Consider the following 26,455-nt stretch of genomic DNA (forward strand, 5'->3'; position numbering starts at 1 on the left):
TGACAAAATTAAAACCATGAAAAATATTATTTACTTACTTCTAGTTATATTACTAATACCAATTAATGTTTTAAATGCTCAAGGTCTATTATCTGAAAAAAACATATTTACAAGACAAGACAGTATTAGAGGAAGTATTACCCCTGAACGAGAATGGTGGGATTTAACCTATTACCATTTAGACATAAAAGTAGATCCAGACAACAAATTTATTTCCGGAAAAAACACCATTCAATACAAGGTTTTAAAAGAAAATTCTGCGATGCAGATTGATTTACAACCACCAATGAAGCTTTTAAAAGCCACACAAAATGGTAAGGAGTTAAAAATCAAACATGATGGAAATGCACATTTTATCTCTTTAATGGATAGTCAAAATGTTGATGACATAAACGACATAATAGTATATTACGAAGGACACCCAAGAGAAGCGGTAAGAGCACCTTGGGATGGAGGTATTTCATGGAAAAAAGATAAAAACGAGAATCACTTCATAGCGTCTTCTTGTCAAGGCTTAGGTGCGAGTGTTTGGTGGCCTTGTAAGGATCACATGTATGATGAAGTAGATAGCATGAAGATTAGTGTCAATGTACCTGATAAATTAACAAACGTCTCAAATGGTAGATTACAACTTGTAGAGCGTATAGGCGATACTAAAACGTACCATTGGGTTGTAAAAAACCCTATTAACAATTACGGAGTAAACATTAATATTGGAGACTATGTAAACTTTTCTGAGGTATATGATGGTATGGCTGGAAATCTTGATATGGATTACTATGTTTTGAGTTATAATCTTGAAAAAGCTAAAGAACAGTTTAAACAAGCGCCTATGATGATGAAAGCTTTTGAACATTGGTTTGGTCAATACCCTTTTTATGCAGATAGTTTTAAACTTGTTGAAGTACCTTATTTAGGTATGGAACATCAAAGTTCTGTAACCTACGGAAATAAATATATGAATGGTTATTTAGGTAATGATTTATCTGGTACCGGATGGGGCTTAAAATTTGATTTTATAATTATTCATGAAGCTGGCCATGAATGGTTTGCTAATAATATTACCAATAAAGATGTTGCTGATATGTGGATTCACGAAGGATTTACGGCTTATTCTGAGAACTTATATTTGGATTATCATTTTGGAAAAGAAGCCTCGGCAGAATATGTTATAGGAACTCGTAAAAACATACAAAACGATAGACCATTAATTGGCTATTATAATGTTAATAAAGAGGGTTCTAGTGATATGTACTATAAAGGTGCAAACATGCTTCATACACTAAGGCAACTCATTGAAGATGATGAAAAATGGCGAAAAATATTGCGTAAAATGAATGTTGAGTTTTATCATCAAACGGTAACATCGCAACAGATAGAAAACTTTTTAAGCAGAGAAACAGGTTATGACTTAACTGAGTTTTTTAATCAATATTTAAGAACAACCAAAGTACCTACATTAGAATACCAGATTAAAAAGAAAACCTTAAAGTATAGGTGGACAAATATTGTAGATGGTTTTGATATGCCTATTCAAATAAAAATAAATGATGAAGAAAAATGGATATTTCCAAAAGCTGAATGGAAAGAGGAATCTTTAGAATCGAAAATAAATACTTTTAAAACAGATATTGATTTTTATGTGGAGTCTAAAAAACTATAAGTTTTGAAAGATTTACCAGAACTTTATTTTGAACGTGATACCGACTGGTATGATTGGTTACTTAATAATCATAATACAAAAAAAGGTGTATACCTCATCTTTTATAAGCTTGAAATGAATATCCCAACTATGCGTTGGGAAGAAGCCGTTAAAGTTGCTATTTGTTTTGGTTGGATTGATTCTACAGTAAAAAGTTTAGGTCATGGTAAAAGACGTCAATACTTTTGCCCAAGAAATCCAAAAAGTACTTGGAGTGCTCTTAATAAAAAATATGTTGAAGCTCTAGAATTGAATGGATTAATTCATGAAGCGGGTTATAAAATGATTGATTTAGCAAAAGAAACAGGAACTTGGATAGCCATGGATGATGTTGAAAATGGTATTATTCCTGAAGATTTGCAGAATGCTTTTGATAAAAATGATAGAGCTTTTGAAAACTATCAAAATTTTGCAAAAGGGTATAGAAAAGGTTATTTGTCTTGGCTACATAGTGCCAAACGTGACGCTACTAGACAAAAACGAATCGCAGAAATCATTAGACTTTGTAAAACAAATATTAAATCTCGAGATAATTGGTAAATCATGAAAACTAATATTTTTGATGTTGGTCTATTACATCAATATCACATTTTCATACCTGAAAATATATTCAAACCATTTGCTGAGGCTAAACTCAACCGTGTAAGAGTAAAAGCTTCATTCCATAGTAAAACAATAGAATTTTATGCTGCTGTAAAAAGAGATATGGAAACTACAGATTTTAAGATAATGTTTGGCAAACGCCTTCAAAAAGAATTAGGCGTTTTCCAAAATGATTATTTTGAAATGCAGTTATTTGAAGATAATTCAAAATATGGAGTTGATGTTCCAGAAGAACTAGAAGTAGTTTTCAAGAGTGATGTTGAAGCTTTTGAAGTCTTCGAAACGCTAACAGCAGGAAAAAAAAGAAGTATAATTTACGCTATTTCAAGATATAAAAATATTCAAACCAGAATAGATAAAGCATTGATTATGTGTCAAAATTTGAAACGTGGTCATTTAAATCCATATACCATTTTAAAAAATTAAAAATTAGTATTAAGGATTAATAAATACTCCTATTTCATCTAGACTAATCTTTGGAGTAGCACCTTCTTTTTGGGCAACCAAAGCCCCTACAGCGCAGGCAAAATCCAAAGCTTGTTGTGGGTTAGTTTTATCTATTAATTCACTAATTAACGAACCCAAAAAAGAATCGCCTGCTCCCACAGTATCTACTACCGACACCTTATAACCACTATTATAATAAAGATTGTCATTATATAATAAGACAGCTCCATGCTCGCCTTTAGTTACACAAACATGTTTAGTATGGGTTTGTTCTGCAATAAACTTCAAATTCTGTTCAAGACCATTATATTTAGAACCAAAATATTTACTTACTTCATAAAGTTCATCATCATTAAACTTTATAAAATCTGCTTTCTCCATGAGTGCGATTAAAATATCCTTTGAATAGTGAGGTGGTCGTAAATTCAAATCAAAAATTTTATATTTAGATAAATCAATAAGCTCAAAAAGCGTATATCTAGAAACCTCATCTCGAGTTATTAAACTACCAAAAACTAGCGCATCAGAATTCTTAACTTTTTCTACTATAGTATTAGTAAGCTCAATCTTATCCCACGCACTTGGGTGCGAGATTCTATAGGTAGCAGAACCTTTATTATTTAAAGTAACTTGAACTTCTCCAGTAGAAACACCTACTTTTTTTTGAACACCTTCAACACTTAAATTGTTTTCAATTAAATAATCTAATAACTCAATTCCATTTTGGTCATTACCAATAGCACTTATCATAGTTACCTCATTATTAAAAGCATGTAAGCGTAATGCAACATTTAAGGGTGCCCCACCTATTTTCTTATTTCCATTTGAAAATACATCCCATAATACTTCACCAAAACAAACAATTTTAGACATAATGTTATTTAGAAAATGTTAGACTCCATAGTTTGTTGATTGATAGAATTTCTAAAAACTTGCAACATACGCTTAGCTATACCTGTCCAACCAAAATTTCGTCGTGCAAAACGAGCTCCTTCAACTGATAATTCATTTCTCAAGTTTGGATACAATAAAGGCATAGCCATCATAGCACCAAACTCTACTGGTCTATGAGGATCTGCAAATAATGCTTGATTACCAAAATCAATCAAATCATTTAAACCACCATGTACTGTGACTACGCTAGGTGTGCCACAAGCCATAGCTTCAATAGCAACCATACCGAATGGCTCATATCTAGATGGCATTACAAATATATTTGCCGAACGATATACATTTGCTAAATCTTCATCAGCAATATAATTCTTCCATTTAATCTTATCGTTAACACCTAACTCATTAGCTAAGGTTTTTAACTTTTTTATACCTTGCTTATCTTGTGGTGAGTCTCCTCCAACTGCAGCAACTAGTCTAGCCTCTGGACATAATTCAAAAACTGTTGGTAAAGATTTTATAAGTAAATCATAACCTTTATTATGTGCCATCCTACCTAGCGCTAAAATATCTGTAGGATGAATATCGTATTTAGCCCTTATTTTATCATTTTCTTTAGAAGGTACTGGATAAAATCTATTCTCATCTATTCCTGGAGGTATCATTGTACAATTTCTTGATAATACGTCATATTGTTGCGTTAATAAATCAACTTGAGGCAAAGTGGTAGCTATAACATGATTACACATTTGATACACAAAATATTCTTTACGAATACGCTCTTTAAAACGGTAAATTTTCTCCATTTCCTTTTCATCCATATCACTCCCCATGGTGTGCTGTTTCCACCAGCCTAAAGAGTGTGGTGTATGTACATGAGAAACACCAAGCTCCTCTGCTATTTTTTGTCCAGCCCAACCTGCATCCCAATAATGAGAATATACTACATCATATTTCTTACGTTCTTTTTTTATGGCTGCTAAAGTATTGGTAACAAACTTTTTAAGATAATCATGCATATCCTCTTTTCGTATAAATTCCTTACCGCCAAAAGGGATACGCCATACACTATAATTTTCATCAACTATATCATACTCTGGTTGATCTTCAAATTGACGTGTCACTAAATCCACCTTTTTACCTAGTCTACTGAAACGCTCTGCTAACTCTAATACATAAACTACTTGTCCTCCTGTATCAGGCTTTCCTAATTCTGCATTTGCTCCTACATATCCATGTAGGGATATCATCAATATTGATTTCATAGTTTAATATTTTAGTTACTATCTGATTATTTTCAAATTATGACAAGCTGAAATGAACTGCGCTGCAGACCATGCTTGATAAGCTTTCCCCATTGGTTTACCTGTGGTTCCGTGTGCCCATTCGGTAAATTCCCATTCGTGATTAATACCTTCTTTATTAATTAGTGCCAGCTTATACAATTCTGAAATAGCGACATCTTTAAGACCTAGCTTATTGACAAATTTTACCCAAAAACCACCAACAAATGGCCATATACCACCATTATGATAATGGTTAGGTAAATTCAACAGGTTAACTGTATAATAAGGTCTCCAATCTGGATCTCCTGGACTTACAACAGGATACACATTAGCTACTGGATACGGATCATTAACACCAACACCTAACATAAATTTAAAGGTTTGATGTGCTTTTTCAGAATCAATTGTACCATGTAAAAAAGCCAGTACATTTCCGAGGATATCACATCGCCAACTAAAATCAAATGGAGTCGTTTGGGCAATCAAATAAGATGTATCACCTAAGGTAAACTGCTTTTCTGCAAAGGATACCGATTGAAACAATTGCTGTTGTGTAGATGGCCAAAAATTTTGAACAATTTCTTTTTTTATAACTTGAGACCAACGAATATATTCCCCTGCTTCTTCATGCTCTCCCAACATCTCTAACATACGTCCAAAACAAACATTAGAACGATACCAGAGAATTTCATCATAAAGAATGTTATAACTTCTTCCGAATAAATCTGTCCAATCTCCGGCTTCAGGAATTTCTAAAAGCGCATCATTATTACTATCGTGGGCTCCTAACCAACGCATCGTTTCTTTTATATCTGAAATATACTCCCTTAAAAAGGCTATATCCTTAGTTATATTAACATACTCGTAAAAGGCAATAACTACCCATATACCACTATCTATGGAACAAATACCACCTACTCCAGAGTAATCAGGAGTATTATCTTTAATACGTACATTTGATGGAATTTGACCATTTCGTGAAATATGCTCAAACAAGGTTACAAGCGTTTGTCTTGCACATTTATGAATATCTTCATCTTGATGAATTAATGGTAATGCTCCTATAACTGTTATTGCTCCATCTCGTGCCCATACACTATAATAGTTCTCATCTGTACCATGAGCAACATTATCTTCAATTGAACATGCTGAAAATCCAAGCGGTGTTATGTTCTTTTTTAAGGCTATTATAGCCTTAATATAACCTTCTTTAATAAGTGCTATCTTTTCATCTTCATCTTCTGTTGCGATATTATCAATCTCTTTTTTAATAAAGAAATCATCACTATGATCTATATCACTTGTTACTTTAGCCTCCTCGGGTAATACTCCGTAATAAATAAGCCCTTCAATAATACCATCACCCTTCTCTTGTTCAGAATGATAAACCTTTCTGTGCTTAGTGTATTGATAAAGTTCTTCATGTGCATTAGAAACGACGATTCCTGTTACATTTTTCAAATCAAACATAGCAGAATCGTTACCACTATCTCCAGCTACAATTACATTGGTAGTTTTGATATTTAATTTATTAAGTAACCATTGTAACGCATTACCTTTATTGGCATACTTTGGAAGTATATCTAAAAATTTGTTTCCTGAATACACAACATTAACATCCATTTGGGCTTCAGAAAAATTCTGTTCTATGTCTGATATTAAATCTAAACTCGCATCATGAAAGAAATAACTTCTTTTATAGGCATGCTGAAATCTAGTAGGTTGTTCACTAATTGGATGATTAATGGACTGAATAATGTTTTCAACAGATTTTAAGTTCCAACCATCATCCAATACATCATTAAATTCTTTTACAATACTTTTATTATTATAATCAAAAATATGTGTACCAACACCTGAAATTATATAGTCTGGCTTAGGAAGAATACCTTTATCAATTAAGTTGAGGACATCATCAATTAAACGCCCTGTATTATAGGTTAACAAAATGTTTTTAGGCTGGAACATTTCCCATACATTTTTAAAATTACTTTTATAGGTATGAAAGTCTATTAACGTATTATCTATATCGAATGAAAGTAGACTTATATTATTTTGAATACCGACTTCACTTTTGCTCATAAACAGTTTTTGAAAAATTTAATTTTTGACGTTTTTTACATCATTTTTGAAGAAATTAACGCTAAAAACACATAAAAACAAGTGAAAACAACCTGTTTTGAGTAGAATTTGGAATGTGTCAACCAGATACTTTATGATTATGAAATCATAAAATTGCCTATTAAATTTTTGAGGATATTACAATCGTAAAAACAAGTGTATATAAAAAAACGCCCTCTTTTCGATAAAGAGCACGTTTAAAAAAATTAATTTAAAAGCGTTTAAATACCATTTATAAAGCTCCCATAAGGATCTTTAAACTGAACTCCTTCTGTGAAACGGTGTTTACTTAATTGCTTGTATTCTACTAAAGCCCATAGCACAAATTCTTTTACAAAATAACTATCTTGTTTTGATAGGTTAGGCTGGTATTCACCAAGCAAGTCATCCAATGGTGCTATGGCATTTAATAAGCTTTTATATTCTTTATCTCTTAAATCATCCAATAATTCAAATCCATCTTTTTGATTGAAGAACCAAGATACAATATCATCATAGGGACTCTCATCATCTTGTTTTTGTAATTTTTCAATCTTAGGAAAAAACTCAATAAATAAGCTCTTAACTGCTTCACCTATTAAATTATAGGCTACTGCAGCTGCTCCTTCTTGTTCGCCCTCATATACCAATTCTACCTTACCAGTAATCGCTGGAATAATCCCTACAAAATCTGATAACCTAAGAGTTGTTTGTCCATCACCACTTATCAAAGCCCGTCGTTCTGCAGTACTTAATAAATTTTCCAAAGCTGTAATACTTAAACGTGCACTTACACCACTTTTTGCATCAATAAATTCACTCTCACGTGCTTCAAAAACAATTTGTTCTAATAAATCTCTGGCTAAATCAGGTACGATAACTGATGCTTTTTGGTTCTCAACTAATCTAGCTTCTTGCTCAGTAATTTGTCTTGCTGTTTCTATATTCTCTGGGTAATGCGTTAATATCTGAGAGCCTATTCTATCTTTTAAAGGGGTTACTATACTCCCCCTATTTGTATAATCTTCAGGGTTTGCTGTAAATACAAACTGCATATCTAATGGCAACCTTAGCTTAAACCCTCTTATTTGAATGTCACCTTCTTGTAAAATATTAAATAGAGCTACCTGAATCCTGGCTTGTAAATCGGGTAATTCATTAATTACAAAAATACAGCGATTTGCTCTTGGAATCATACCATAATGAATCACACGATCATCGGCATAGCTTAATTTTAGGTTTGCAGCTTTTATAGGGTCTACATCGCCAATAATATCAGCAACTGTAACATCTGGTGTTGCTAATTTTTCAGCAAAACGCTCGCTTCTATGTAACCAGGAAATTGGAGTGTTTTCCCCTTTATCTTTTATCAATTCAACTGCATATCTTGAAATGGGGTTTAATGGGTCGTCGTTAATTTCAGAGCCTTCAACAATTGGAATGTATTCATCCAATAGATTCAACATTAAACGTGCTAAACGGGTTTTTGCTTGCCCACGCAGCCCTAATAAATTGATATTGTGTCTAGATAATATGGCTCTTTCTAATTCAGGAATTACAGTGTTCTCATAACCATGTACGCCTTCAAATGTAGTTTCCTTATCTTTTATTTTTTTAATCAAGTTATTTCTCAGCTCATCTTTAATAGACTTGCTCTTGTAACCTGACTTCTTTAATTCTCCTATTGTTTTTATTTTTTCTATTTTCATTTTATAGCTTTTGGTTGGTTGCCTTTGGCTATTAGCAAACCTTATTTAATAAGGCTAAAAGCTAACAGCAAGTTAATTATCCTCTAATTCTTTTTTTTCTATTTGTTTCGTAATCTTCAAAAATCATTTCACCCAGACCTTTAAGTCCTGTATAAAATGCTTTACCTTGATTTGCATGGGTAAATTCTCTAACAAATTGCATTAAATAACTATCCTGAGCAATCATAAAGGTTGTTATTGGAATATGCAAGCGCCTCGCTTGTTGCGCCATAGCATAACATTTATTTACAATATACATATCCAAACCGTTACTATTCTTATAATATTCTCCATCTGGCAAACGCAAACAACTAGGTTTACCATCAGTAATCATAAAAATTTGTTTATTAGTATTTCGCTTTCTTCTAAGTAAATCCATCGCTAATTGTAACCCCGCTACAGTATTAGTATGATAAGGGCCTACTTTTAAATACGGCAAATCTTTAATTTCTATTTGCCAAGCATCATTTCCAAAAACTAAAATATCTAAAGTATCTTTCGGGTAACGTGTCGTTATTAATTCAGCTAAAGCCATGGCTACTTTTTTGGCGGGCGTTATTCGGTCTTCACCATATAGAATCATACTATGGCTAATATCAATCATCAAAACGGTGCTCATTTGAGATTTGTGAAGTGCTTCTTCTACTACCAAATCATCTTCAGATAGCGTAAAATCTGAAATACCATGATTTATTTGAGCATTTTTTAAACTTTCGGTCATGGAAACTTTATCCAAAGCATCACCAAATTGGTAATTTCTATAATCGCCAGTATGCTCGTCCCCAATGCCAGAACTTTTACTTTTATGATTCCCTTGCCCGCTTCGTTTTATCTTACCAAAAATTTGATCTAAAGCTTGCTGACGAATGGCACGTTCGGTTTTTGCAGTAATTTCTAAGGTACCATTCCCATCAGGATCTATTTCTTCACGTAAATAACCTTTTTTCTTTAAATCTTCAATAAAATCTTCAATAGTATATTCGGGAGTTGTAAGTTTATATTCTTTATCTAACTCTCGTAACCAATCTATAGCTTCGTCAAAATCCCCAGAGGTATGAGTAATAAGTTCTTTAAAAACTTCAAAAAGTGTATCAAAGGGTGATTTGTTAGGCGATTCGTATTTTTTAAAAACGAAACCTTTTCTGGGCATTTTATCTTTTTTCATAGCACTATAAAAATACTATTTTTATAAAGAATATTAAAAAGGTAACTATCAGATTTATCTATACTTTAACAGATATTCAGTTATAGATGTTATTCAATACGCTTCAGACCATTTATATCCTCTAGTTTAATATATTTTCCAACAGTTGAAATTAAACCATCCTTTTTAAATTGAGATAACACTCTTATAGCAGATTCTGTAGCGGTTCCAACAATATTTGCATAATCTTCTCGAGAAAGAAGAATACTCATCGTACCATCAGGGTTTACACCAAAACTATCGTGAATATAAATTAAAGTTTCTGCTAAACGTTGACGCACTGATTTTTGCGCCATATTCACAATAACATCATCGGCTTCTTTTAAGTCATGAGCCATATCCTTGAGAACATCAAACGAGAATTTTGGGTTTTTTTGAAGATCTGCAATAATTTCACTTTTTGGAATAAAACAAACTTCCATATCGTTGAGTGCAGTTGCTTGTAAATTAGAACTTTCATCACTTATTAAAGAGCGTTGGCCCAGTAACTGGCCCTTTACAACCATTTTCACAATTTGATCTTTACCATTTTCACTTAATTTAGAAAGTTTACATATACCATCTTTCACACAATAAACACCATGAAGCGTTTCACCTTCTTCAAAAATAATCTCTCCTTTTTTTATAGTTTTAGAAGTTTTACATCCAGAAATTCTTATTAACTCTTCTTTAGTCAATGACTTAAGTGAATTAAACTGCTTAATGATACACTGTTCACACTTTCCCATTTGTAATAGTTTGATTGTCCAGTAAAAATATACAAAACATGACAGATATCATATTTAAAACACAGTTGTTTTATGACTTTTGTCTCAGGTATAAATGAGCAAATAAAAAAATTATGGAACATAAAACATGTTTCCATTGTGGATTAGATTCTACAACTTCCGAAATTATTTATGATGACAAATCATTTTGCTGTAATGGTTGTAAGACTGTTTACGAGATATTTTCTGCAAACGATTTAACGTGTTACTACGATTTACAAAACGCTCCAGGTACTACACCAAAAGAGATTGAAGGCAAATATAATTTTTTAGACAACCCTAAAATAGTTGAACGTTTATTGGAATTTAATGACGAAAAAACGCAAATCGTTACTTTATATATTCCGCATATACATTGCAGTTCTTGTATTTGGATTCTTGAGAATTTGAATAAACTGCATCCTTCTGTAAGTTCATCAATTGTAAATTTTGGAAAGAAAACAGTTCGGGTAAATTACAATACGGAACATTTTTCTTTGAAAGGTTTAGTAAAACTTCTAAGCAGCATTGGCTATGAGCCTTTTATAAGTTTAGATGATTATAGCGTTGGGAAAAAGAATGTAGACCGCTCACTAATTTACAAACTAGGTGTTGCTAGTTTTGCTTTTGGTAACATTATGTTTTTGTCGTTTCCTGAGTATTTTCAGGTGAGTGGATTTTGGATTGAAAAATACGCACCCGTTTTTAGATGGTTGATGTTTGTGTTTTCTTTACCTGTTGTTTTTTACTCGGCTCAAGATTATTTTATTTCAGCTTATAAAGGAATACGCTCTAAAATTTTAAATATTGATGTGCCTATTGCTTTGGGTGCAGCAGTTTTATTTATAAGAAGTACCGCAGAAATTGTTTTTAATATTGGCACAGGTTTTTTTGATAGTTTATCTGGACTCATTTTCTTTTTATTACTCGGGAAGTTTTTTCAGCAGAAAACCTATACGTTTTTATCTTTTGAGCGCGATTATAAATCGTATTTCCCGATTGGAATCACTAAAATTTTATCTGATAATTCTGAAACGTCTATTCAGGTTTATGACATTGAAAAAGGCGACAGACTTTTAATTAGAAATGAAGAATTGATTCCTGTAGATTGTATTTTGATTAAAGGGAAAGCTCGCATTGATTACAGTTTTGTAACTGGCGAATCTGAAGCAGTTTCGAAACAATCTGGCGATAAATTATTTGCTGGAGGAAAACAGTTGAATGGTAGTATTGAAGTTGATGCTTTAAAAACGGTTGAGCAAAGTTACTTGACCCAACTTTGGAGTAACGATGTATTTAGCAAGAATAAAGAGGATGGTTTCACTACATTAACTAATGCCATTAGTAAACGTTTTACCATTGCTGTTTTAAGTATTGCTATAGTAGCCACAAGCTATTGGTTATTTTCAGATGCTTCTAAAGCATTAAATGTGTTTACATCGGTATTAATAATTGCTTGTCCTTGCGCCATTGCTTTGGCTGCTCCTTTTACGTTTGGCAACTTGTTACGCATTTTTGGGAAGCTTAAATTTTACGCAAAAAACGCTTCGGTTATTGAACAATTAGCAGCTGTTGATACTATCATTTTTGATAAAACAGGAACCATTACTGCTAATAAAGAAACGTCAATTGAATATAATGGATTAGAACTTTCAGAAGATGAAGAAGCGTTATTGAAAAGTACATTGCGAAATTCTAATCATCCGTTAAGTAGGTCGTTATACTCGCTTTTGAATGATAATGATATTGTGACTTTGGATACTTATGAAGAACATGTTGGAAAAGGTATTGAAGCACAACATAATCAAGATTCTATAAAAATTGGTTCTGCTCCTTTTGTGGGTTATACTTCTGAAACAGCTACGTTAAATACGGCGGTACATGTGAGTACTAATAACAAATACAAAGGGTCGTTTACGTTTTACAATAAGTATAGAAAAGGATTATCTAAGTTATTTAATAAACTGAAAAAGGAGTATGATTTAGTGATTCTTTCTGGCGATAATGCTGGAGAAAAAGAAAATTTAACAAAACTGCTTCCTGCTAAAACGAAATTATTTTTTAACCAAAAACCTGAGGATAAACTAGAGTATATAAAACATCATCAAAATTCGGGTGCTAAAGTATTAATGATTGGAGATGGTTTAAATGATGCTGGTGCTTTGGCGCAGAGTAATGTTGGGATTGCAATTTCTGAAAATGTAAATGTGTTTTCTCCAGCTTGTGACGCTATTTTGGATGCTACTAAATTTAATCAACTATATCATTTTATTAAGGCTTCAAAATCGGCTATAAAAATTATAAAATGGAGTTTTTTACTGTCGCTTATTTACAACTGTATCGGGCTTTATTTTGCGGTTACAGGACAATTAGCACCTGTAATTGCTGCTATTTTAATGCCTTTAAGTTCGATTAGTATTGTGGTTTTTACAACCATTTGTACGAATATAATAGCCCCACCTAGCCTCTCCATAGGGGAGGAATACTCAGACGAATGAAACTCTTGAATAGAAATATATGATGAGTGAGCATGCAACAGTTCCCTTCCCTTTGGGGAGGGTTAGGGTGGGGCTTTACGTTAGGGATAGCAGCGAATAGCCCGACCCTTGTGGTAACGCCAAAAAAATGAAAATAAACGATAGAACATGACAAATGTCATCTTTTAAAAAGAACTATGAAAGTACTTTTGAACCATAACTTCAAGTAGGTATGAGTGTTATATATATTTTATTAACTATAAGTATTGTAGTAGCTATTGGCTTTTTTGTGGCCTTTATTGTTGCGGTAAAACGTGGGCAGTTTGACGATAGTTACACACCGTCTGTACGCATGCTTTTTGAAGACGAACTCGTTAAAGACAAACCTGAAAAAACAATACTAACCAAAGAAGATCAACAATTTTAATTATGGAAATGCAACAGTTTCATTACGATAACAAAATCGTTACTAAATTTCTCTACGCCACTATAGTTTTTGGGGTTGTAGGTATGGCAGTAGGTTTGCTACTTGCTTTTATGTTTTTATTCCCGAACCTTACGGATGGGATTTCGTGGCTTAGTTTTGGAAGGTTAAGACCTTTACACACTAACGCCGTGATTTTTGCTTTTGTGGGGAATGCGATGTTTGCAGGGATTTATTACTCGCTACAACGTTTATTAAAAACGCGTATGGCGAGCGACCTTTTAAGTAATATTAACTTTTGGGGTTGGCAATTAATTATTGTTGCTGCGGCAATTTCGTTGCCGTTGGGTTACACCACATCTAAAGAGTATGCTGAATTGGAATGGCCTATTGATATTGCGATTGCCCTAATTTGGGTGGTTTTTGGTGTGAATATGATTTGGACGATTTTAAAACGTCGTCAACGCCATTTATATGTGGCTGTTTGGTTTTACCTAGCTACGTTTATTACGGTTGCGGTGCTTCATATTTTTAATAGTTTGGAGTTACCTGTTAGTGGTATGAAAAGTTATTCGGTTTACGCTGGTGTACAAGATGCCTTGGTACAGTGGTGGTACGGACATAATGCGGTGGCTTTCTTTTTAACAACGCCGTTTTTAGGTTTGATGTATTATTTTGTTCCTAAAGCTGCGAATAGACCTGTATACTCTTATAGATTATCTATTGTCCACTTTTGGTCGTTAATCTTTATTTATATCTGGGCAGGACCACACCACTTATTATACACCGCTTTACCAGAATGGGCGCAAAACTTAGGTGTTGCATTTTCTGTAATGTTATTAATGCCGTCTTGGGGTGGTATGATAAACGGACTTTTAACACTTCGTGGTGCTTGGGATAAAGTTAGAACAGACCCAGTTTTAAAATTTATGGTGGTAGCCATTACGGGTTACGGTATGGCAACTTTTGAAGGCCCTACCCTTTCACTTAAAAACGTAAATGCGATTGCCCACTTTACCGATTGGATTATTGCTCACGTACACGTTGGTGCATTAGCTTGGAATGGGTTTATGGCTTTTGGTATTATTTATTACTTAATTCCAAGGTTATTTAAAACGAAACTATACTCTTTGGGGCTAGCTAATTTACACTTTTGGTTAGGTACTTTAGGGATTATTATATACGCTTTACCAATGTATGTTGCTGGATTTACCCAAGCAAGTATGTGGAAGCAATTTAATCCTGATGGCACTTTGGTTTATGGTAATTTTTTAGAAACGGTTACTGAAATTATGCCTATGTACTGGATGCGTGCTATTGGTGGTACACTTTATATTATTGGTATGTTTATACTGGTTTATAATGTAATTGCTACCGTAAGAAACGGAAGTAAAGTACAAGATGAATTGGCTGAAGCTCCTGCTTTAGAGCGTGTGACTAAAAAGCGTACAGCTAGCGAAGGATGGCATACTTGGTTGGAAAGACGCCCAATTCAATTAACATTATTAGCTACTGTGGCTATTTTAATTGGTGGCATTATTCAAATTGTACCGACTATAATGGTTAAATCCAATATCCCAACAATTGCTAGTGTTAAACCTTATTCGCCTTTAGAATTAGAGGGTAGAGACATATACATCCGTGAAGGTTGTGTGGGTTGTCACTCGCAAATGATTCGTCCGTTTAGAAGTGAAGTTGAACGTTATGGTGAATACTCAAAAGCTGGAGAATTTGTTTACGATCATCCATTCCTTTGGGGTAGTAAACGTACCGGACCAGACTTACACCGTGTTGGCTCTAAGTATTCTGACAATTGGCACTTTAACCACATGTATGATCCGCAGAGTACCTCATCGGGTTCAATAATGCCTCGTTATCCTTGGTTGATTACTGGTAGCAGTAATGAGTTAGATAAATCAATGACAGAAGCAAAAATGGAAGCCATGGTTACTTTAGGTGTGCCTTACACGGAGGAAGATATTGCCAATGCACAACAGAATATGTTAGATCAAGGGGCTCAAATTGAGCAAAACTTATACAGCGATCCTGATTTTGCTAAAAACTATGAAGCTGATAAAAAATATGCTGCTGATAATGGCGAAAATTTTATAGAGATGAAAAACCGAGAAATAGTAGCACTTATTGCTTATTTACAGCGATTAGGAACTGATATTCAAGTGAAACCAGAACAGCAACAATAACCATCAAAACAATTTAAGACTATGTTGAAATTTGTAAAAAACCACATGGAGAGTATCACAGGCATAGAAATCTATCCTATTATATCACTGCTCATCTTTTTCATCTTTTTTGTTGCACTTTTTTGGTGGGTAGTAACTGCTAAAAAAGACTATATAAAAACTGTTAGTAACATTCCATTAGACAACCAAAACGACGATATATCATGCGAAATTTAATCCCATCCTGGATTCGTGTTCCAGTAGCATTCTTTATTATTTTCGGAGCCGTAGAATTCTTTATCGATTCTGGAGAAAAACCTGCATTTATCGAATATCCTGCAGTATTACTTTTTTTACTGTTAGTGCTTTTAATTCTCATAGCTATTGAAGCCATTGTTGGTGCCCTAGAAAACGTAATGCTTCATAAACTCGATGAAGAAGCTAAAGCCCGTTTTCTAGCTGAAAAAGAAAAGTCGTTTAAATTTACTTGGTTAAAAGAAACGTACCAAAAACTTCTTGGGCAAAAGCCTATTGAAGAAGAAGGAGAAATTATTTTAGACCATAATTATGATGGTATAAAAGAATTAGATAATAATTTACCGCCTTGGTGGTTATATGGCTTTTATGCTTCTATCATTTTTGCTGCTGTTTACTTAGTAAAGTATCATGTTTTTGATGGCGATAACCAAATTGATGAGTTAGAAACTGAATTAGCTGAAGCTAGAATTGCTATTGAAGCTTATAAAAAAACAGCTAAAAACCTAGTGGACATTAATACCGTTACACAACTTACTGATGCTGCAGACTTAAGTGCTGGTAAAACCATTTTCCAAACCAATTGTGTGGCTTGCCATATGGCTGATGGAGGTGGTGGTATTGGACCAAATTTAACTGATGACCATTGGATACTTGGTGGCGGCATAAAAAATGTGTTTAGAACCGTATCTGAAGGTGGGCGTTCTGGAAAAGGAATGATTGCATGGAAAGCACAATTAAAACCTTTAGAAATGGCTCAGGTAGCCAGTTATGTTTTAACCTTTCAAGGTACAACACCAGCTAACCCAAAAGTTGCAGAAGGCGATATTTGGGTGGACGAAAGTACTGAAACACCTACTGAAACTGATTGAAATAATACAACACAAACCATATCAAACTAAGCTAAACACTAGATGACCTGTTAGGTCTTAATAAACCTAGCAGGTCTAAATTAAAAAAACAGTGGAAACCCCAGAAAACGAAACATTTAGAGATTCGATTGGCACCATTACTGAAGATGGAAAGCGTGCTTGGGTTTTTCCTAAAAAACCTAGTGGGAAGTTTTATGAATATAGAAAGTATGTAAGTTACTTTTTACTGGCTATTTTACTATTGTCGCCTTTCATAAAAATTAATGGGAATCAGTTTTTGATGTTCAATGTATTAGAACGTCGTTTTAATATTTTCGGGTTTCCTTTTTGGCCACAAGATTTTCATTTGTTTGTAATTTCAATGTTGATTGGTGTGGTTTTTATCACACTGTTTACGGTGGCTTTTGGTAGAATATTTTGCGGTTGGATTTGTCCGCAAACCATTTTTATGGAAATGGTTTTTAGACGAATTGAATACTGGATTGAAGGCGATAGAAATAAACAACGTAAACTAGCTAGACAAAAATGGGATGCTGAAAAAATAAGAAAGAATGGTATAAAATTTTTCATATTTGCGCTTATCTCTTTCATCATAGCTAATGTGTTTTTAGCTTATTTAATTGGTAGCGATAAGCTTATAGAACATATAACTGAAGGCCCGCTAAATAACACAAGTACCTTAATTTCTCTGCTCATTTTTACTGCAGTATTTTATTTTGTTTTCGCATGGTTTAGAGAACAGGTTTGTATTATTGCTTGCCCCTACGGAAGGTTGCAAGGAGTTTTACTTGACACCAAATCTATTGTTGTGGCTTACGACCATAAACGAGGAGAAGGCGAAAGTGGGAGAAAGAAATTTAGAAAAAATGAAGACCGTGAAGCCTTAGGACATGGCGATTGTATTGATTGTTTGCAATGTGTACATGTTTGCCCAACGGGTATTGATATTAGAAACGGTACACAATTAGAGTGTGTAAACTGTACAGCTTGTATTGATGAATGCGACCATATAATGGAAAGTATCAACTTACCAAAGGGTTTGATTCGTTATGCTAGTGAGGAGGAAATTGAGAAGAAAACAAAGTTTAAACTTACACCAAGAATAAAAGGTTATATAGCTGTACTCTCTATAATGATTGGATTGTTAATTGGAATGTTGTTTTTACGACATGATGTAGAAGCCAATGTACTAAGATTGCCTGGGCAATTGTATGAGCATAAAGATGGTAATATTATCAGTAATGTGTTTACTTATAAATTGGTAAATAAAACCTCATCAGATATTGAAGATGTGAGTTTTAAATTGATGTCTCATAAAGGCGAATTGAAATTGGTATCGACTAGTGAAGATTTTATAGTACCAAGTCAAGGTATTGCAGAAGGGACTTTGTTTATTGAGATTAATAATTCGGCATTGTCTGGAGATAGAAATAAAATTAAAATTGGTGTTTATAAAGGTGAAAAACTCATTGAAACTACTACGGCTAATTTTTTAGGGCCTAGGAGTTATAAGTAAGTTGGGAGCTAGAAGACAGAAGTTGGAAGTGCTTACTGTTGTGGAAACGTGAGTTAACTCGTTTCCTGCAAGGTTTTTAAAACCTTGTAGGTATTGAAAAAAACACAAAACAAAAAAACGAAATGTTTGGTTTGAAAAACAACTTTGGCGGATGGGTGCATTAGGGATTGAAACGGCATCCTTTTTTGAGGCACGAGAAAAAGATATAGTGGAAAGCCCGACCCAACGGGGTAATGCCATAAAAAAAGACGGAAGCTCGAAGACGGGAGACAGAAGTTTGAGCTTATTTCCTGCGAGGTTTTAAAAACCTTGTAGGTATAAATTTAAAAATATTATTAACTAAAAATAGATTCCTGCCTTCGCAGGAATAACAGATATGAAATTTAATTGGGGTACCGGAATTGTATTAGCGTTTATTGGATTTATTTCCTTTATTATGTACTTTATTATTACCATGAATGTGGATAATAAGTACGACCACGACTTGGTTAGCGAGGATTATTATGCTGATGAATTGCAATACCAAAACGATATAAACAAGCTTGAAAACGCGAACACTTTAGAGGCGAATTTAAGCTATGAGAAAACAGCCGAGGGGCTTGTAATACACTTCCCTGAAACTGTAAATTATAATGATATTACTGGAAAATTGTTCCTATACAGGCCATCTAACAAACAACTAGACTTTGAGACTGCTATCTCTTTGTCTAATCCATATTTGCTCATACCTGACAAACGTTTGGTAGATGGCCGTTGGAACATTAAAGTGGATTGGCAATATAAAGGAAAATCTTATTTATTTAAAGAATCTATAAACTATTAACATGCTGTTATCGGCTTTCATATTAGGGCTATTGGGGAGTTTTCATTGCGTAGGCATGTGCGGACCCATTGCGTTTATGTTACCTGTAGACAGAACAAATCAAGTAAAAAAAATATCTCAAATTGGTATATATCATTTTGGTAGATTAATTGCATACAGTTTAATTGGGTTAGTGTTCGGGCTTATTGGCAAAAGTCTGTTTATTTTTGGTTATCAACAGCAACTCTCTATTATTATTGGCGTTTTAATGATTCTGGTGGTTGTAATTCCGCAAAAAACATTCAACAAATACAACTTTTCTAAGCCAATTTACAAAGCCATTTCAAAAGTAAAATCAGCCTTGGGTAACGCTCTCAAGAAAAAAACTATGGATACTTTTTTAACCATTGGTTTTTTAAACGGATTTCTACCTTGTGGTTTGGTCTATATGGCACTTTTTGCTGCTATGGCTGGCGGAAATGCTGCAAGTGGTAGTCTATATATGGCTGTTTTTGGTGTAGGTACAATACCTTTAATGACCACTGCTATTTACTTTAGCCACTTTTTAAAAGGTACTGCCAGACAACGCATTCAAAAAATTATCCCAATTTTTGTAGTACTTATTGGCGCGCTTTTTATACTTCGTGGTTTAGGTTTAGGCATCCCTTACCTCTCTCCTGCTCCTATATTTGATTTGGTTTCTAATGAGATGGATTGTCATTAATAGATTTTATGCTTTACTCTCCTTAAGTTAGTTAAGACTTTCCTTTTTAATATTTTTTCTTGAACATCACTGTTTTGGTCTATTTTTTTTATTAGTCCTTATTAAAGCCTCATACAATTACCCGAGAAAACAAATACTTGTAGTTAATGAAAGACTACTTTCTATGGTATGCAATATCACCTATTAAATATATCCATAAGATTTCTTTATGAGTATCATTAACAAAAACAATAGCTTTATTTTCATTTTTAATAGTATTACTATTATATTTGAAACCAAATTTATTAATCATGGATTCATTACTTTCAAATTTAAAGATTTCGGTTCCAGAAAAAATCTATGTTAAAGACCCAGAGTCTTCAGATTTAGGTAAGCGCATTGTAGAAAATAGTATCATCTTAATTGATGATATAGGTTTTGACAGCTTTACGTTTAAAAAACTAGGAAATTTAATAGGCTCAAACGAAAGCTCTATATATAGATATTTTGAAAATAAACATAAACTTCTAGTTTATTTATCCTCATGGTATTGGGCATGGATTGAGTATCAACTTGTTTTTGAAACACACACCTTAAGTGCTGATAACAAATTAGAGAAAGCCATAGAGATTGTAACCAGAGCAATTAAAGAGGATTCTAACTTCTCTCATATTAACGAAGTAGTTTTAAACCGCATTATGGTTAACGAAAACTCAAAATCCTTTTTAACAAAAGAAGTAGATCAAGAAAACAAAGAAGGTTATTTTGTTATTTATAAACGTATTGTGCACCGACTACGCGATATGATAAAAGCCAATAAACCTGATTACAAATTCGCTTCAAGTTTAGCAAGTACTATTATTGAAGGTAGCTTACATCAGCACTTTTTAAAAGATCATTTCACTTCTATTACAGATTGTGGTGATAATGTTACCCCAACCCAATTTATGAAGAATCTTGTACTTAACACCTTGAAATCCTAATTATGGAAAACAAAAAAATGACCCCTTGGCAACGTTTAGTGGGTTTGCTACAATTAGAAAAAAGAGACATTTTACAAATTTTTTACTATGCTATATTTGCTGGTATAGTGGCCTTATCCTTACCATTGGGTATTCAAGCCATTATTAACTTAATACAAGGTGCACAAATATCAACCTCATGGGTTGTACTTGTCGTTATAGTAACTTTGGGTGTTGCATTCTCTGGCGCATTACAACTAATGCAACTAAGAATCATTGAAACCATTCAGCAACGTATCTTCACAAGATCTTCTTTTGAATTGGCATATCGATTTCCAAAGATAAAAATGTCTGAATTACGTAATTACTATCCCCCAGAGTTAGCAAATCGTTTTTTTGATACCCTAACTATTCAAAAGAGTTTATCTAAAATATTAATAGATGTGCCTACAGCAGTATTACAGATTTTATTTGCTTTAATTCTGTTGTCATTTTATCATCCTTTCTTTATTATTTTTGGTTTGCTTCTACTTATACTTGTTTTTGTGGTATTCAAATTTACTGCTATCAGAGGTCTGGAAACCAGTTTAAAAGAATCTAAAAATAAATATAAAGTAGCCCATTGGATTCAAGAAATTGCACGTTCAGTAATCAGTTTTAAACTTTCAGGAAGCACAAATTTAGGTATAAGTAAAAATGATGATTTAGTAAGTAATTATTTAAAAGCTAGGGAAAGTCATTTTAAAGTTTTGATGTTACAATTTATACAAATGATAAGCTTTAAAGTTATTGTAACCGCGAGTTTACTATTAATTGGTGGTGCTTTGGTATTAAATCAAGAAATGAATATTGGTCAGTTTGTTGCTGCTGAAATCATTATCATTTTAGTAATTGCTTCGGTTGAAAAACTCATTCTTGGTTTAGAATCATTTTATGATACCTTAACATCTTTGGAAAAAATAGGTCAGATTGTTGATAAGGACTTAGAAAGTCAAACAGGAGATACACCTCAATTTAGTAAAGGTATTCACATAGAATTAGAAAATGTGGATTATGAAGTATCAAATAGAGATAAGCACATCCTAAAAGATGTTTCTCTGAAAATAAATCCAGATAGTAGGATTCTAATAAAAGGAGAAAGCGGTTCAGGTAAATCAACACTACTTCGACTTATTTCAGGAGTAATAAAATCCACCGCAGGACATGTCTATGTTAACGATATGTCTATTGATAGCTTACACCTTAATTTCTTTAGATCGCAATTAGGATTATCACTCTCTGATGAGACTCCTTTTGAAGGCTCAATAAGAGATAACTTAACATTTGCAAATACAGACATATCTGATGATAAAATTTATGAAGTTCTTGACATTGTAGGTTTAAAACCTTTTATCAAAGAGCAACCTGACGGATTAAAAACCATTCTTTATCCAGATGGTAAACAAATGTCTTATACATTATCTAAGAAATTAGTTTTAGCACGTGCTATTTTAAAACAACCTAAAGTGCTAATTCTTGAGGATGCTCTAGATCGATTTAATCAAGCAGAGACCAAATCCATTGTAGACTATTTAAGCCATAAAGACAGAGCATGGGCACTTGTAGTAGTTAGTAGCAGCGATGTTTGGTTAAACAAGTGTAGTGAAATTATTACTCTAGATAAAGGTAAAATAAAATCTTAAAAACAACTAAGTCATGCTCAATATATCGCATAATCAATTGAATAAAAAAATAGACTTAGCCACATATAAGTCTGGAAAAAATATAATGAATGTTAAGTACTATAAATACTTTAATAGGTTTTTACTAGCTGCAGCCATCATATTATTTATTGTACTATTCTTACCTTGGACACAAAATATTACTGGGCAGGGTATTGTTACTACATTAAAACCAAATCAACGTCCACAAACCATACAATCTCAAATACCCGGAAGAATAGAACAGTGGTTTGTGCAAGAAGGTGATTACGTAGAAAAAGGTGATACTATTTTAAGAATTTCTGAAGTAAAAAGTGATTACTTTGATGATAAACTTGTAGAAAGAACAAATGATCAAATTAAAGCTAAATCATCTTCTGTTGTTGCTTATGAAGGCAAAGTAAATGCTTTAAATAGGCAAATTTCAGCATTAAGAAACGAACAAAATTTAAAAATTCAGCAAACTAAAAACAAATTGCTACAATCTAAATTAAAAGTAAAAAGTGATAGTATTGATTTAGAAGCTGCAAAAACAAATTTAAAAATTGCTAAAACACAGTTTAATCGTATTCAAACATTACAAGAAGAGGGTTTAAAAGCGGTAAAAGATGTTGAAGAAAAACGGTTAAAACTTCAAGAAACTCAAGCTAAATACATTTCTCAAGAAAACAAATATTTAGCAAGCCAAAATCAAGTAATTAACGCACGTTTAGAACTCTCAAGAACTAATGCTGCTTTTGCTGATAAAATTTCTAAAGCGCAAAGCGATATGTTTACAGCACAATCTAGCGGTTTTGATACCCAAGCACAAGTCTCAAAACTTGAGAATGCTTCTACAAACTACAAACGCCGTAGCGACTTACTGTATGTAACGGCACCGCAAAACGGATTTATTAATAAAGTTTTAAAAGGTGGTATTGGCATCACCTTTAAAGAAGGATCTGAACTCGTTGGTATTATGCCCGCTCAAATAGATTTAGCTGTTGAAACTTTTGTTAGACCTATAGATTTGCCATTACTTCATATTGGTGAAAAAGTACGTGTACAATTTGATGGATGGCCTGCCATTGTATTTAGCGGCTGGCCCAATGTATCTTATGGTACATATGGCGCAGAAGTAGTAGCTATAGAGCGTTTTATAAGTCAAAATGGTAAGTATCGGGTATTATTAGCACCAGATGAAACAGATCATGAATGGCCTAATGCCATTCGCGCAGGTTCAGGCGCAAAAACTATTGCTTTATTAGAAGACGTTCCTATTTGGTTTGAATTATGGCGACAAATTAACAGCTTCCCTCCTAATTATTATCAACCTGAAGGCAGTAAAACGGCATCAAAAAAAGGATAAAAAATGAGAGTAATCTTATTCAATATAATATTATTTTGTAGTGGTTTAGTTTCGGCTCAAGATTCAACTTCAGTTATCACACTTTCTGAATATTTAGGCTATGTCAAATCGTTTCACCCCATAGTAAAACAAGCCAATTTAGTAATTAACGTAAGTGAGGCTAAACTTATGAAAGCCCGTGGTGCTTTTGACCCTAAACTTGAGGTTGATTACGATAGAAAGAAATTTAAAAATACTGAATACTTTGACAGGTTAAATGCAACGTTTAAAATACCAACTTGGTTTGGTGTTGAAATAAAAGGAAACTTTGAAGAAAATACTGGTGAGTTTTTAAACCCCCAAGCTTTTGTTCCAGAAGATGGTTTGTATAGCGCAGGTGTCTCGGTGCCTGTTGCTCGTGGCTTATTAACCAATAAGCGTATGGCTATGTTAAGACAGTCTCGTTTATACGTTAAACAAGCGCAAGCTGATAGGCAATTGCTAGTCAATAATATTCTATATGAAGCTACAGTTAGCTATTTTAATTGGTTAAGGCGGTACAATGAAAAACGCGTATATGAAGATTTTCTAGATAATGCTAAAATCCGTTTTGATGGTATCGTAAAAAGCTATGAGGTTGGAGACAAACCAGCTATTGATACTCTTGAAGCTAGAATTACTTTAAATAACCGAAGGTTAAATTTAGAAAAATCAAGGATTAAATTTATTAAATCTTCTTTGGAGTTATCAAATTTTTTATGGCTAAATGACAACACACCAATTGAAATTCAGGATGGTGTTATTCCGGATGTGAGTACCATTGCATCTATTGATACAATTCTGAATACCTCGGGTTTAGATATTGAGAATTTTGATATTGAAAGTCACCCAAAACTACAATCTTTAGATTATAAATACAGAAGTTTAAATATAGAAAAACGATTGAAAGCGAATAATTTATTACCCCAAATCGATTTGCAATATAACTTTTTATCCGAAACTCCAGAGGTAGCACGATCCTTTAGTACGGCTGCATACAAAAGCGCCTTAAATATTAGCTTTCCACTGTTTTTAAGAAAGGAACGCGGAGATTTAAAGCTAGCAAAATTAAAACTGCAAGACACAAGGTTTGACATTCAAAACACTAGAGTGAGTCTTAAAAATAAAATTGATGCCATTAATCAAGAATTAGATTCTTATGTATTGCAAAATGATTATACAGAAACAATTGTAAACGATTATTCTAAAATGTTATCCGCTGAAGAGCGCAAATTCTTTTTAGGAGAAAGCTCTTTATTTCTTGTAAACTCGCGTGAATCCAAATTAATAGATGCGAAACTTAAAGCTATAGAAATTGAAAACGATTTCTTTAAAACAAAAGCTAATCTATTTAATGTTTTAGCACTTTCAGATGTACAAATGAATTAAAAGGTTTATAAATAATTAGGGTTCAAAAGCACAAGTATTTATTCTGCTAAAAATTTTAGTGCCCTTCAATTTAAATTACTCGCCATATTTGGCTCGTTTAAAAGTAGTGCATTTTGTATATCAAAACTGAATTATATCAAATATTGATATACAAAATACACACTATTAAAAACTTTGTAACCCATTATTAATAAATAAATTACTACATTTTTTATATTTTATTTATTTTAGCATTAACTGTATATATATACGTGTTGCCAACCATTACCCATCAGAATCCGATAAATTCCTTGGGCTAAAGAGAAAAAAAACTCTAAAATGTTTATTAAAATTGGTAGATTTGACCCAAATATAATTAACTGAATAACAAAACTTGACATTAGACAAGATAAAAAGAAGCATACGATATTGTGATAACTGTTTTTTTAAAATATTTCAAAAATATAACATCCCAAAAAATGATTTTATGGTGTTATTTAGTTTGGTATCTAACAATTATAAGCATATACTTTGAAGCTTCACTAAAATTATGGGCTAGCTCTATAGGAATTTCACTTATCATCGGGTTTGCCCTAATACTATCCACTATTCAACAAGGCATAAAGCAAAATATTTGGGTAAAAATTAGACTTTTTTTGTTCCCTTTCTGTGTTTCTAGTTATTCAGCTACAATAAAAGATTATGATTTCATTCTATTATTTCCTAGTAATTTCTTACACTTATCTATTTCAATACTGAATTGCTTATTGTTTTTATTTCCAATTTGGTGCATAAAAACTTTCTATAGACCATAAGATACCCAATAAATTGAAATAACGGTTGGCAACAAGGGCTATAATTAATACGGGTTTTGATGCTTAACCCAAAGTTTTGGTATATTTACTAAGTCCGCCAAATCTTTTGATTTGGCTTTAATAAAGAAAAGATAAAACAAAATAAAAAAATTTGGCTAAGTGATTAATCGGAAATTCATTACTTTTAATTCCCGTACTAACCATAGCCGAGACGTTGTGCTTCATTGCGGAACGCACTCAAAACGGAAACAAGCAATTTAAGAATATCTGACTTTTGACAAATTTCAC

General features: G+C 33.0%; 22 protein-coding genes. 15 read left to right on the forward strand and 7 right to left on the reverse strand.

Annotated features, from left to right (window positions below; genetic code table 11):
* Positions 1-16 precede the first annotated feature (16 nt).
* Genes Q0772_RS12735 through Q0772_RS12745 form a run of 3 tightly spaced genes read left to right on the forward strand, consistent with a single transcriptional unit; the run spans position 17 to position 2,731 of the window.
* Positions 17-1,663 carry a M1 family metallopeptidase gene (locus tag Q0772_RS12735; protein ID WP_298345402.1) on the forward strand — a complete coding sequence of 549 codons (1,647 nt, stop codon included), beginning with the start codon at positions 17-19 and terminating at the stop codon, positions 1,661-1,663.
* Positions 1,664-1,666: 3 nt separating this feature from the next.
* A complete protein-coding gene (locus Q0772_RS12740; RefSeq protein ID WP_298345405.1) occupies positions 1,667-2,242 on the forward strand; it encodes a YdeI/OmpD-associated family protein in 576 nt (191 codons plus the stop codon).
* Between the two features lie 3 nt (positions 2,243-2,245).
* Positions 2,246-2,731, forward strand: a complete 486-nt coding sequence (locus Q0772_RS12745) for a YdeI/OmpD-associated family protein (RefSeq protein ID WP_298345408.1) — start codon at positions 2,246-2,248, stop codon at positions 2,729-2,731.
* A 9-nt stretch (positions 2,732-2,740) separates the two neighbouring features.
* Here the strand turns inward: Q0772_RS12745 and Q0772_RS12750 are convergent, their stop codons facing one another.
* The 6 genes from Q0772_RS12750 to Q0772_RS12775 all read right to left on the reverse strand — a co-directional run bounded on the left by Q0772_RS12750 (position 2,741) and on the right by Q0772_RS12775 (position 10,709).
* Positions 2,741-3,625, reverse strand: coding sequence for a carbohydrate kinase (locus Q0772_RS12750; RefSeq protein WP_298345411.1), 885 nt, complete (start codon positions 3,623-3,625; stop codon positions 2,741-2,743).
* An 8-nt stretch (positions 3,626-3,633) separates the two neighbouring features.
* Positions 3,634-4,908, reverse strand: coding sequence for a glycosyltransferase (locus Q0772_RS12755; RefSeq protein WP_298345414.1), 1,275 nt, complete (start codon positions 4,906-4,908; stop codon positions 3,634-3,636).
* An 18-nt stretch (positions 4,909-4,926) separates the two neighbouring features.
* The gene (locus Q0772_RS12760) at positions 4,927-7,011 is read right to left on the reverse strand and encodes an HAD-IIB family hydrolase (RefSeq protein WP_298345417.1); all 2,085 of its coding nucleotides are present in this window, start codon (positions 7,009-7,011) and stop codon (positions 4,927-4,929) included.
* Between the two features lie 260 nt (positions 7,012-7,271).
* Positions 7,272-8,738 (reverse strand): magnesium chelatase, encoded by a 1,467-nt coding sequence (locus tag Q0772_RS12765; RefSeq protein WP_298345420.1) that lies wholly within the window; start codon positions 8,736-8,738, stop codon positions 7,272-7,274.
* A gap of 76 nt (positions 8,739-8,814) precedes the next feature.
* Positions 8,815-9,942, reverse strand: coding sequence for a VWA domain-containing protein (locus Q0772_RS12770; protein ID WP_298345423.1), 1,128 nt, complete (start codon positions 9,940-9,942; stop codon positions 8,815-8,817).
* Positions 9,943-10,031: 89 nt separating this feature from the next.
* Positions 10,032-10,709, reverse strand: coding sequence for a Crp/Fnr family transcriptional regulator (locus tag Q0772_RS12775; protein WP_298345426.1), 678 nt, complete (start codon positions 10,707-10,709; stop codon positions 10,032-10,034).
* A gap of 113 nt (positions 10,710-10,822) precedes the next feature.
* Here Q0772_RS12775 and Q0772_RS12780 point away from each other — a divergent pair, with 113 nt between their 5' ends.
* From Q0772_RS12780 to Q0772_RS12815, 8 genes are all read left to right on the forward strand, one after another.
* Positions 10,823-13,225 carry a heavy metal translocating P-type ATPase metal-binding domain-containing protein gene (locus tag Q0772_RS12780; RefSeq protein ID WP_298345429.1) on the forward strand — a complete coding sequence of 801 codons (2,403 nt, stop codon included), beginning with the start codon at positions 10,823-10,825 and terminating at the stop codon, positions 13,223-13,225.
* A 211-nt stretch (positions 13,226-13,436) separates the two neighbouring features.
* A complete protein-coding gene (ccoS, locus tag Q0772_RS12785) occupies positions 13,437-13,631 on the forward strand; it encodes a cbb3-type cytochrome oxidase assembly protein CcoS (RefSeq protein ID WP_298345432.1) in 195 nt (64 codons plus the stop codon).
* 2 nt (positions 13,632-13,633) lie between these two features.
* Positions 13,634-15,829: a cytochrome-c oxidase, cbb3-type subunit I gene (gene ccoN / locus Q0772_RS12790; RefSeq protein ID WP_298345435.1), complete on the forward strand. Its 2,196-nt coding sequence runs from the start codon at positions 13,634-13,636 to the stop codon at positions 15,827-15,829.
* Positions 15,830-15,850: 21 nt separating this feature from the next.
* On the forward strand, positions 15,851-16,045 hold the full coding sequence (locus Q0772_RS12795; RefSeq protein ID WP_298345438.1) for a CcoQ/FixQ family Cbb3-type cytochrome c oxidase assembly chaperone: 195 nt from the start codon (positions 15,851-15,853) through the stop codon (positions 16,043-16,045).
* Entirely contained in the window at positions 16,033-16,935 is a 903-nt protein-coding gene (locus Q0772_RS12800; protein WP_298345441.1) for a cbb3-type cytochrome c oxidase N-terminal domain-containing protein, read from the forward strand. Before Q0772_RS12795 ends, Q0772_RS12800 begins: the two co-directional genes overlap by 13 nt.
* Before the next feature lie 91 nt (positions 16,936-17,026).
* Entirely contained in the window at positions 17,027-18,451 is a 1,425-nt protein-coding gene (gene ccoG / locus Q0772_RS12805; RefSeq protein WP_298345444.1) for a cytochrome c oxidase accessory protein CcoG, read from the forward strand.
* A gap of 376 nt (positions 18,452-18,827) precedes the next feature.
* Positions 18,828-19,274, forward strand: coding sequence for a FixH family protein (locus Q0772_RS12810; RefSeq protein ID WP_298345447.1), 447 nt, complete (start codon positions 18,828-18,830; stop codon positions 19,272-19,274).
* Position 19,275: 1 nt separating this feature from the next.
* A complete protein-coding gene (locus tag Q0772_RS12815) occupies positions 19,276-19,977 on the forward strand; it encodes a sulfite exporter TauE/SafE family protein (RefSeq protein WP_298345449.1) in 702 nt (233 codons plus the stop codon).
* A 154-nt stretch (positions 19,978-20,131) separates the two neighbouring features.
* Here the strand turns inward: Q0772_RS12815 and Q0772_RS12820 are convergent, their stop codons facing one another.
* On the reverse strand, positions 20,132-20,269 hold the full coding sequence (locus tag Q0772_RS12820) for a hypothetical protein (protein ID WP_298345452.1): 138 nt from the start codon (positions 20,267-20,269) through the stop codon (positions 20,132-20,134).
* Between Q0772_RS12820 and Q0772_RS12825 the strand changes: the two genes are divergently transcribed.
* Genes Q0772_RS12825 through Q0772_RS12840 form a run of 4 tightly spaced genes read left to right on the forward strand, consistent with a single transcriptional unit; the run spans position 20,268 to position 25,373 of the window.
* The gene (locus Q0772_RS12825) at positions 20,268-20,939 is read left to right on the forward strand and encodes a TetR/AcrR family transcriptional regulator (protein WP_298345455.1); all 672 of its coding nucleotides are present in this window, start codon (positions 20,268-20,270) and stop codon (positions 20,937-20,939) included. The two genes, Q0772_RS12820 and Q0772_RS12825, sit on opposite strands and share 2 nt — an antisense overlap.
* A 2-nt stretch (positions 20,940-20,941) precedes the next feature.
* Positions 20,942-22,600, forward strand: a complete 1,659-nt coding sequence (locus Q0772_RS12830; RefSeq protein WP_298345457.1) for an ATP-binding cassette domain-containing protein — start codon at positions 20,942-20,944, stop codon at positions 22,598-22,600.
* A gap of 13 nt (positions 22,601-22,613) precedes the next feature.
* On the forward strand, positions 22,614-23,966 hold the full coding sequence (locus Q0772_RS12835; protein WP_298345460.1) for a biotin/lipoyl-binding protein: 1,353 nt from the start codon (positions 22,614-22,616) through the stop codon (positions 23,964-23,966).
* Between the two features lie 3 nt (positions 23,967-23,969).
* Positions 23,970-25,373, forward strand: coding sequence for a TolC family protein (locus tag Q0772_RS12840; protein ID WP_298345462.1), 1,404 nt, complete (start codon positions 23,970-23,972; stop codon positions 25,371-25,373).
* Positions 25,374-26,455: the final 1,082 nt, after the last annotated feature.

This window comes from uncultured Algibacter sp. (genome assembly GCF_947490405.1).
GTDB lineage: Bacteria > Bacteroidota > Bacteroidia > Flavobacteriales > Flavobacteriaceae > Algibacter_B.

Coding starts and splice junctions, on each gene's coding strand:
- Q0772_RS12735 (WP_298345402.1), top strand. CDS start 17: ATGAAAAATATTATTTACTTACTTCTAGTTATATTACTAATACCAATT.
- Q0772_RS12745 (WP_298345408.1), top strand. CDS start 2,246: ATGAAAACTAATATTTTTGATGTTGGTCTATTACATCAATATCACATT.
- Q0772_RS12750 (WP_298345411.1), bottom strand. CDS start 3,625: ATGTCTAAAATTGTTTGTTTTGGTGAAGTATTATGGGATGTATTTTCA.
- Q0772_RS12755 (WP_298345414.1), bottom strand. CDS start 4,908: ATGAAATCAATATTGATGATATCCCTACATGGATATGTAGGAGCAAAT.
- Q0772_RS12760 (WP_298345417.1), bottom strand. CDS start 7,011: ATGAGCAAAAGTGAAGTCGGTATTCAAAATAATATAAGTCTACTTTCA.
- Q0772_RS12765 (WP_298345420.1), bottom strand. CDS start 8,738: ATGAAAATAGAAAAAATAAAAACAATAGGAGAATTAAAGAAGTCAGGT.
- Q0772_RS12770 (WP_298345423.1), bottom strand. CDS start 9,942: ATGAAAAAAGATAAAATGCCCAGAAAAGGTTTCGTTTTTAAAAAATAC.
- Q0772_RS12775 (WP_298345426.1), bottom strand. CDS start 10,709: ATGGGAAAGTGTGAACAGTGTATCATTAAGCAGTTTAATTCACTTAAG.
- Q0772_RS12780 (WP_298345429.1), top strand. CDS start 10,823: ATGGAACATAAAACATGTTTCCATTGTGGATTAGATTCTACAACTTCC.
- ccoS (WP_298345432.1), top strand. CDS start 13,437: ATGAGTGTTATATATATTTTATTAACTATAAGTATTGTAGTAGCTATT.
- ccoN (WP_298345435.1), top strand. CDS start 13,634: ATGGAAATGCAACAGTTTCATTACGATAACAAAATCGTTACTAAATTT.
- Q0772_RS12795 (WP_298345438.1), top strand. CDS start 15,851: ATGTTGAAATTTGTAAAAAACCACATGGAGAGTATCACAGGCATAGAA.
- Q0772_RS12800 (WP_298345441.1), top strand. CDS start 16,033: ATGCGAAATTTAATCCCATCCTGGATTCGTGTTCCAGTAGCATTCTTT.
- Q0772_RS12810 (WP_298345447.1), top strand. CDS start 18,828: ATGAAATTTAATTGGGGTACCGGAATTGTATTAGCGTTTATTGGATTT.
- Q0772_RS12815 (WP_298345449.1), top strand. CDS start 19,276: ATGCTGTTATCGGCTTTCATATTAGGGCTATTGGGGAGTTTTCATTGC.
- Q0772_RS12825 (WP_298345455.1), top strand. CDS start 20,268: ATGGATTCATTACTTTCAAATTTAAAGATTTCGGTTCCAGAAAAAATC.
- Q0772_RS12820 (WP_298345452.1), bottom strand. CDS start 20,269: ATGATTAATAAATTTGGTTTCAAATATAATAGTAATACTATTAAAAAT.
- Q0772_RS12830 (WP_298345457.1), top strand. CDS start 20,942: ATGGAAAACAAAAAAATGACCCCTTGGCAACGTTTAGTGGGTTTGCTA.
- Q0772_RS12835 (WP_298345460.1), top strand. CDS start 22,614: ATGCTCAATATATCGCATAATCAATTGAATAAAAAAATAGACTTAGCC.
- Q0772_RS12840 (WP_298345462.1), top strand. CDS start 23,970: ATGAGAGTAATCTTATTCAATATAATATTATTTTGTAGTGGTTTAGTT.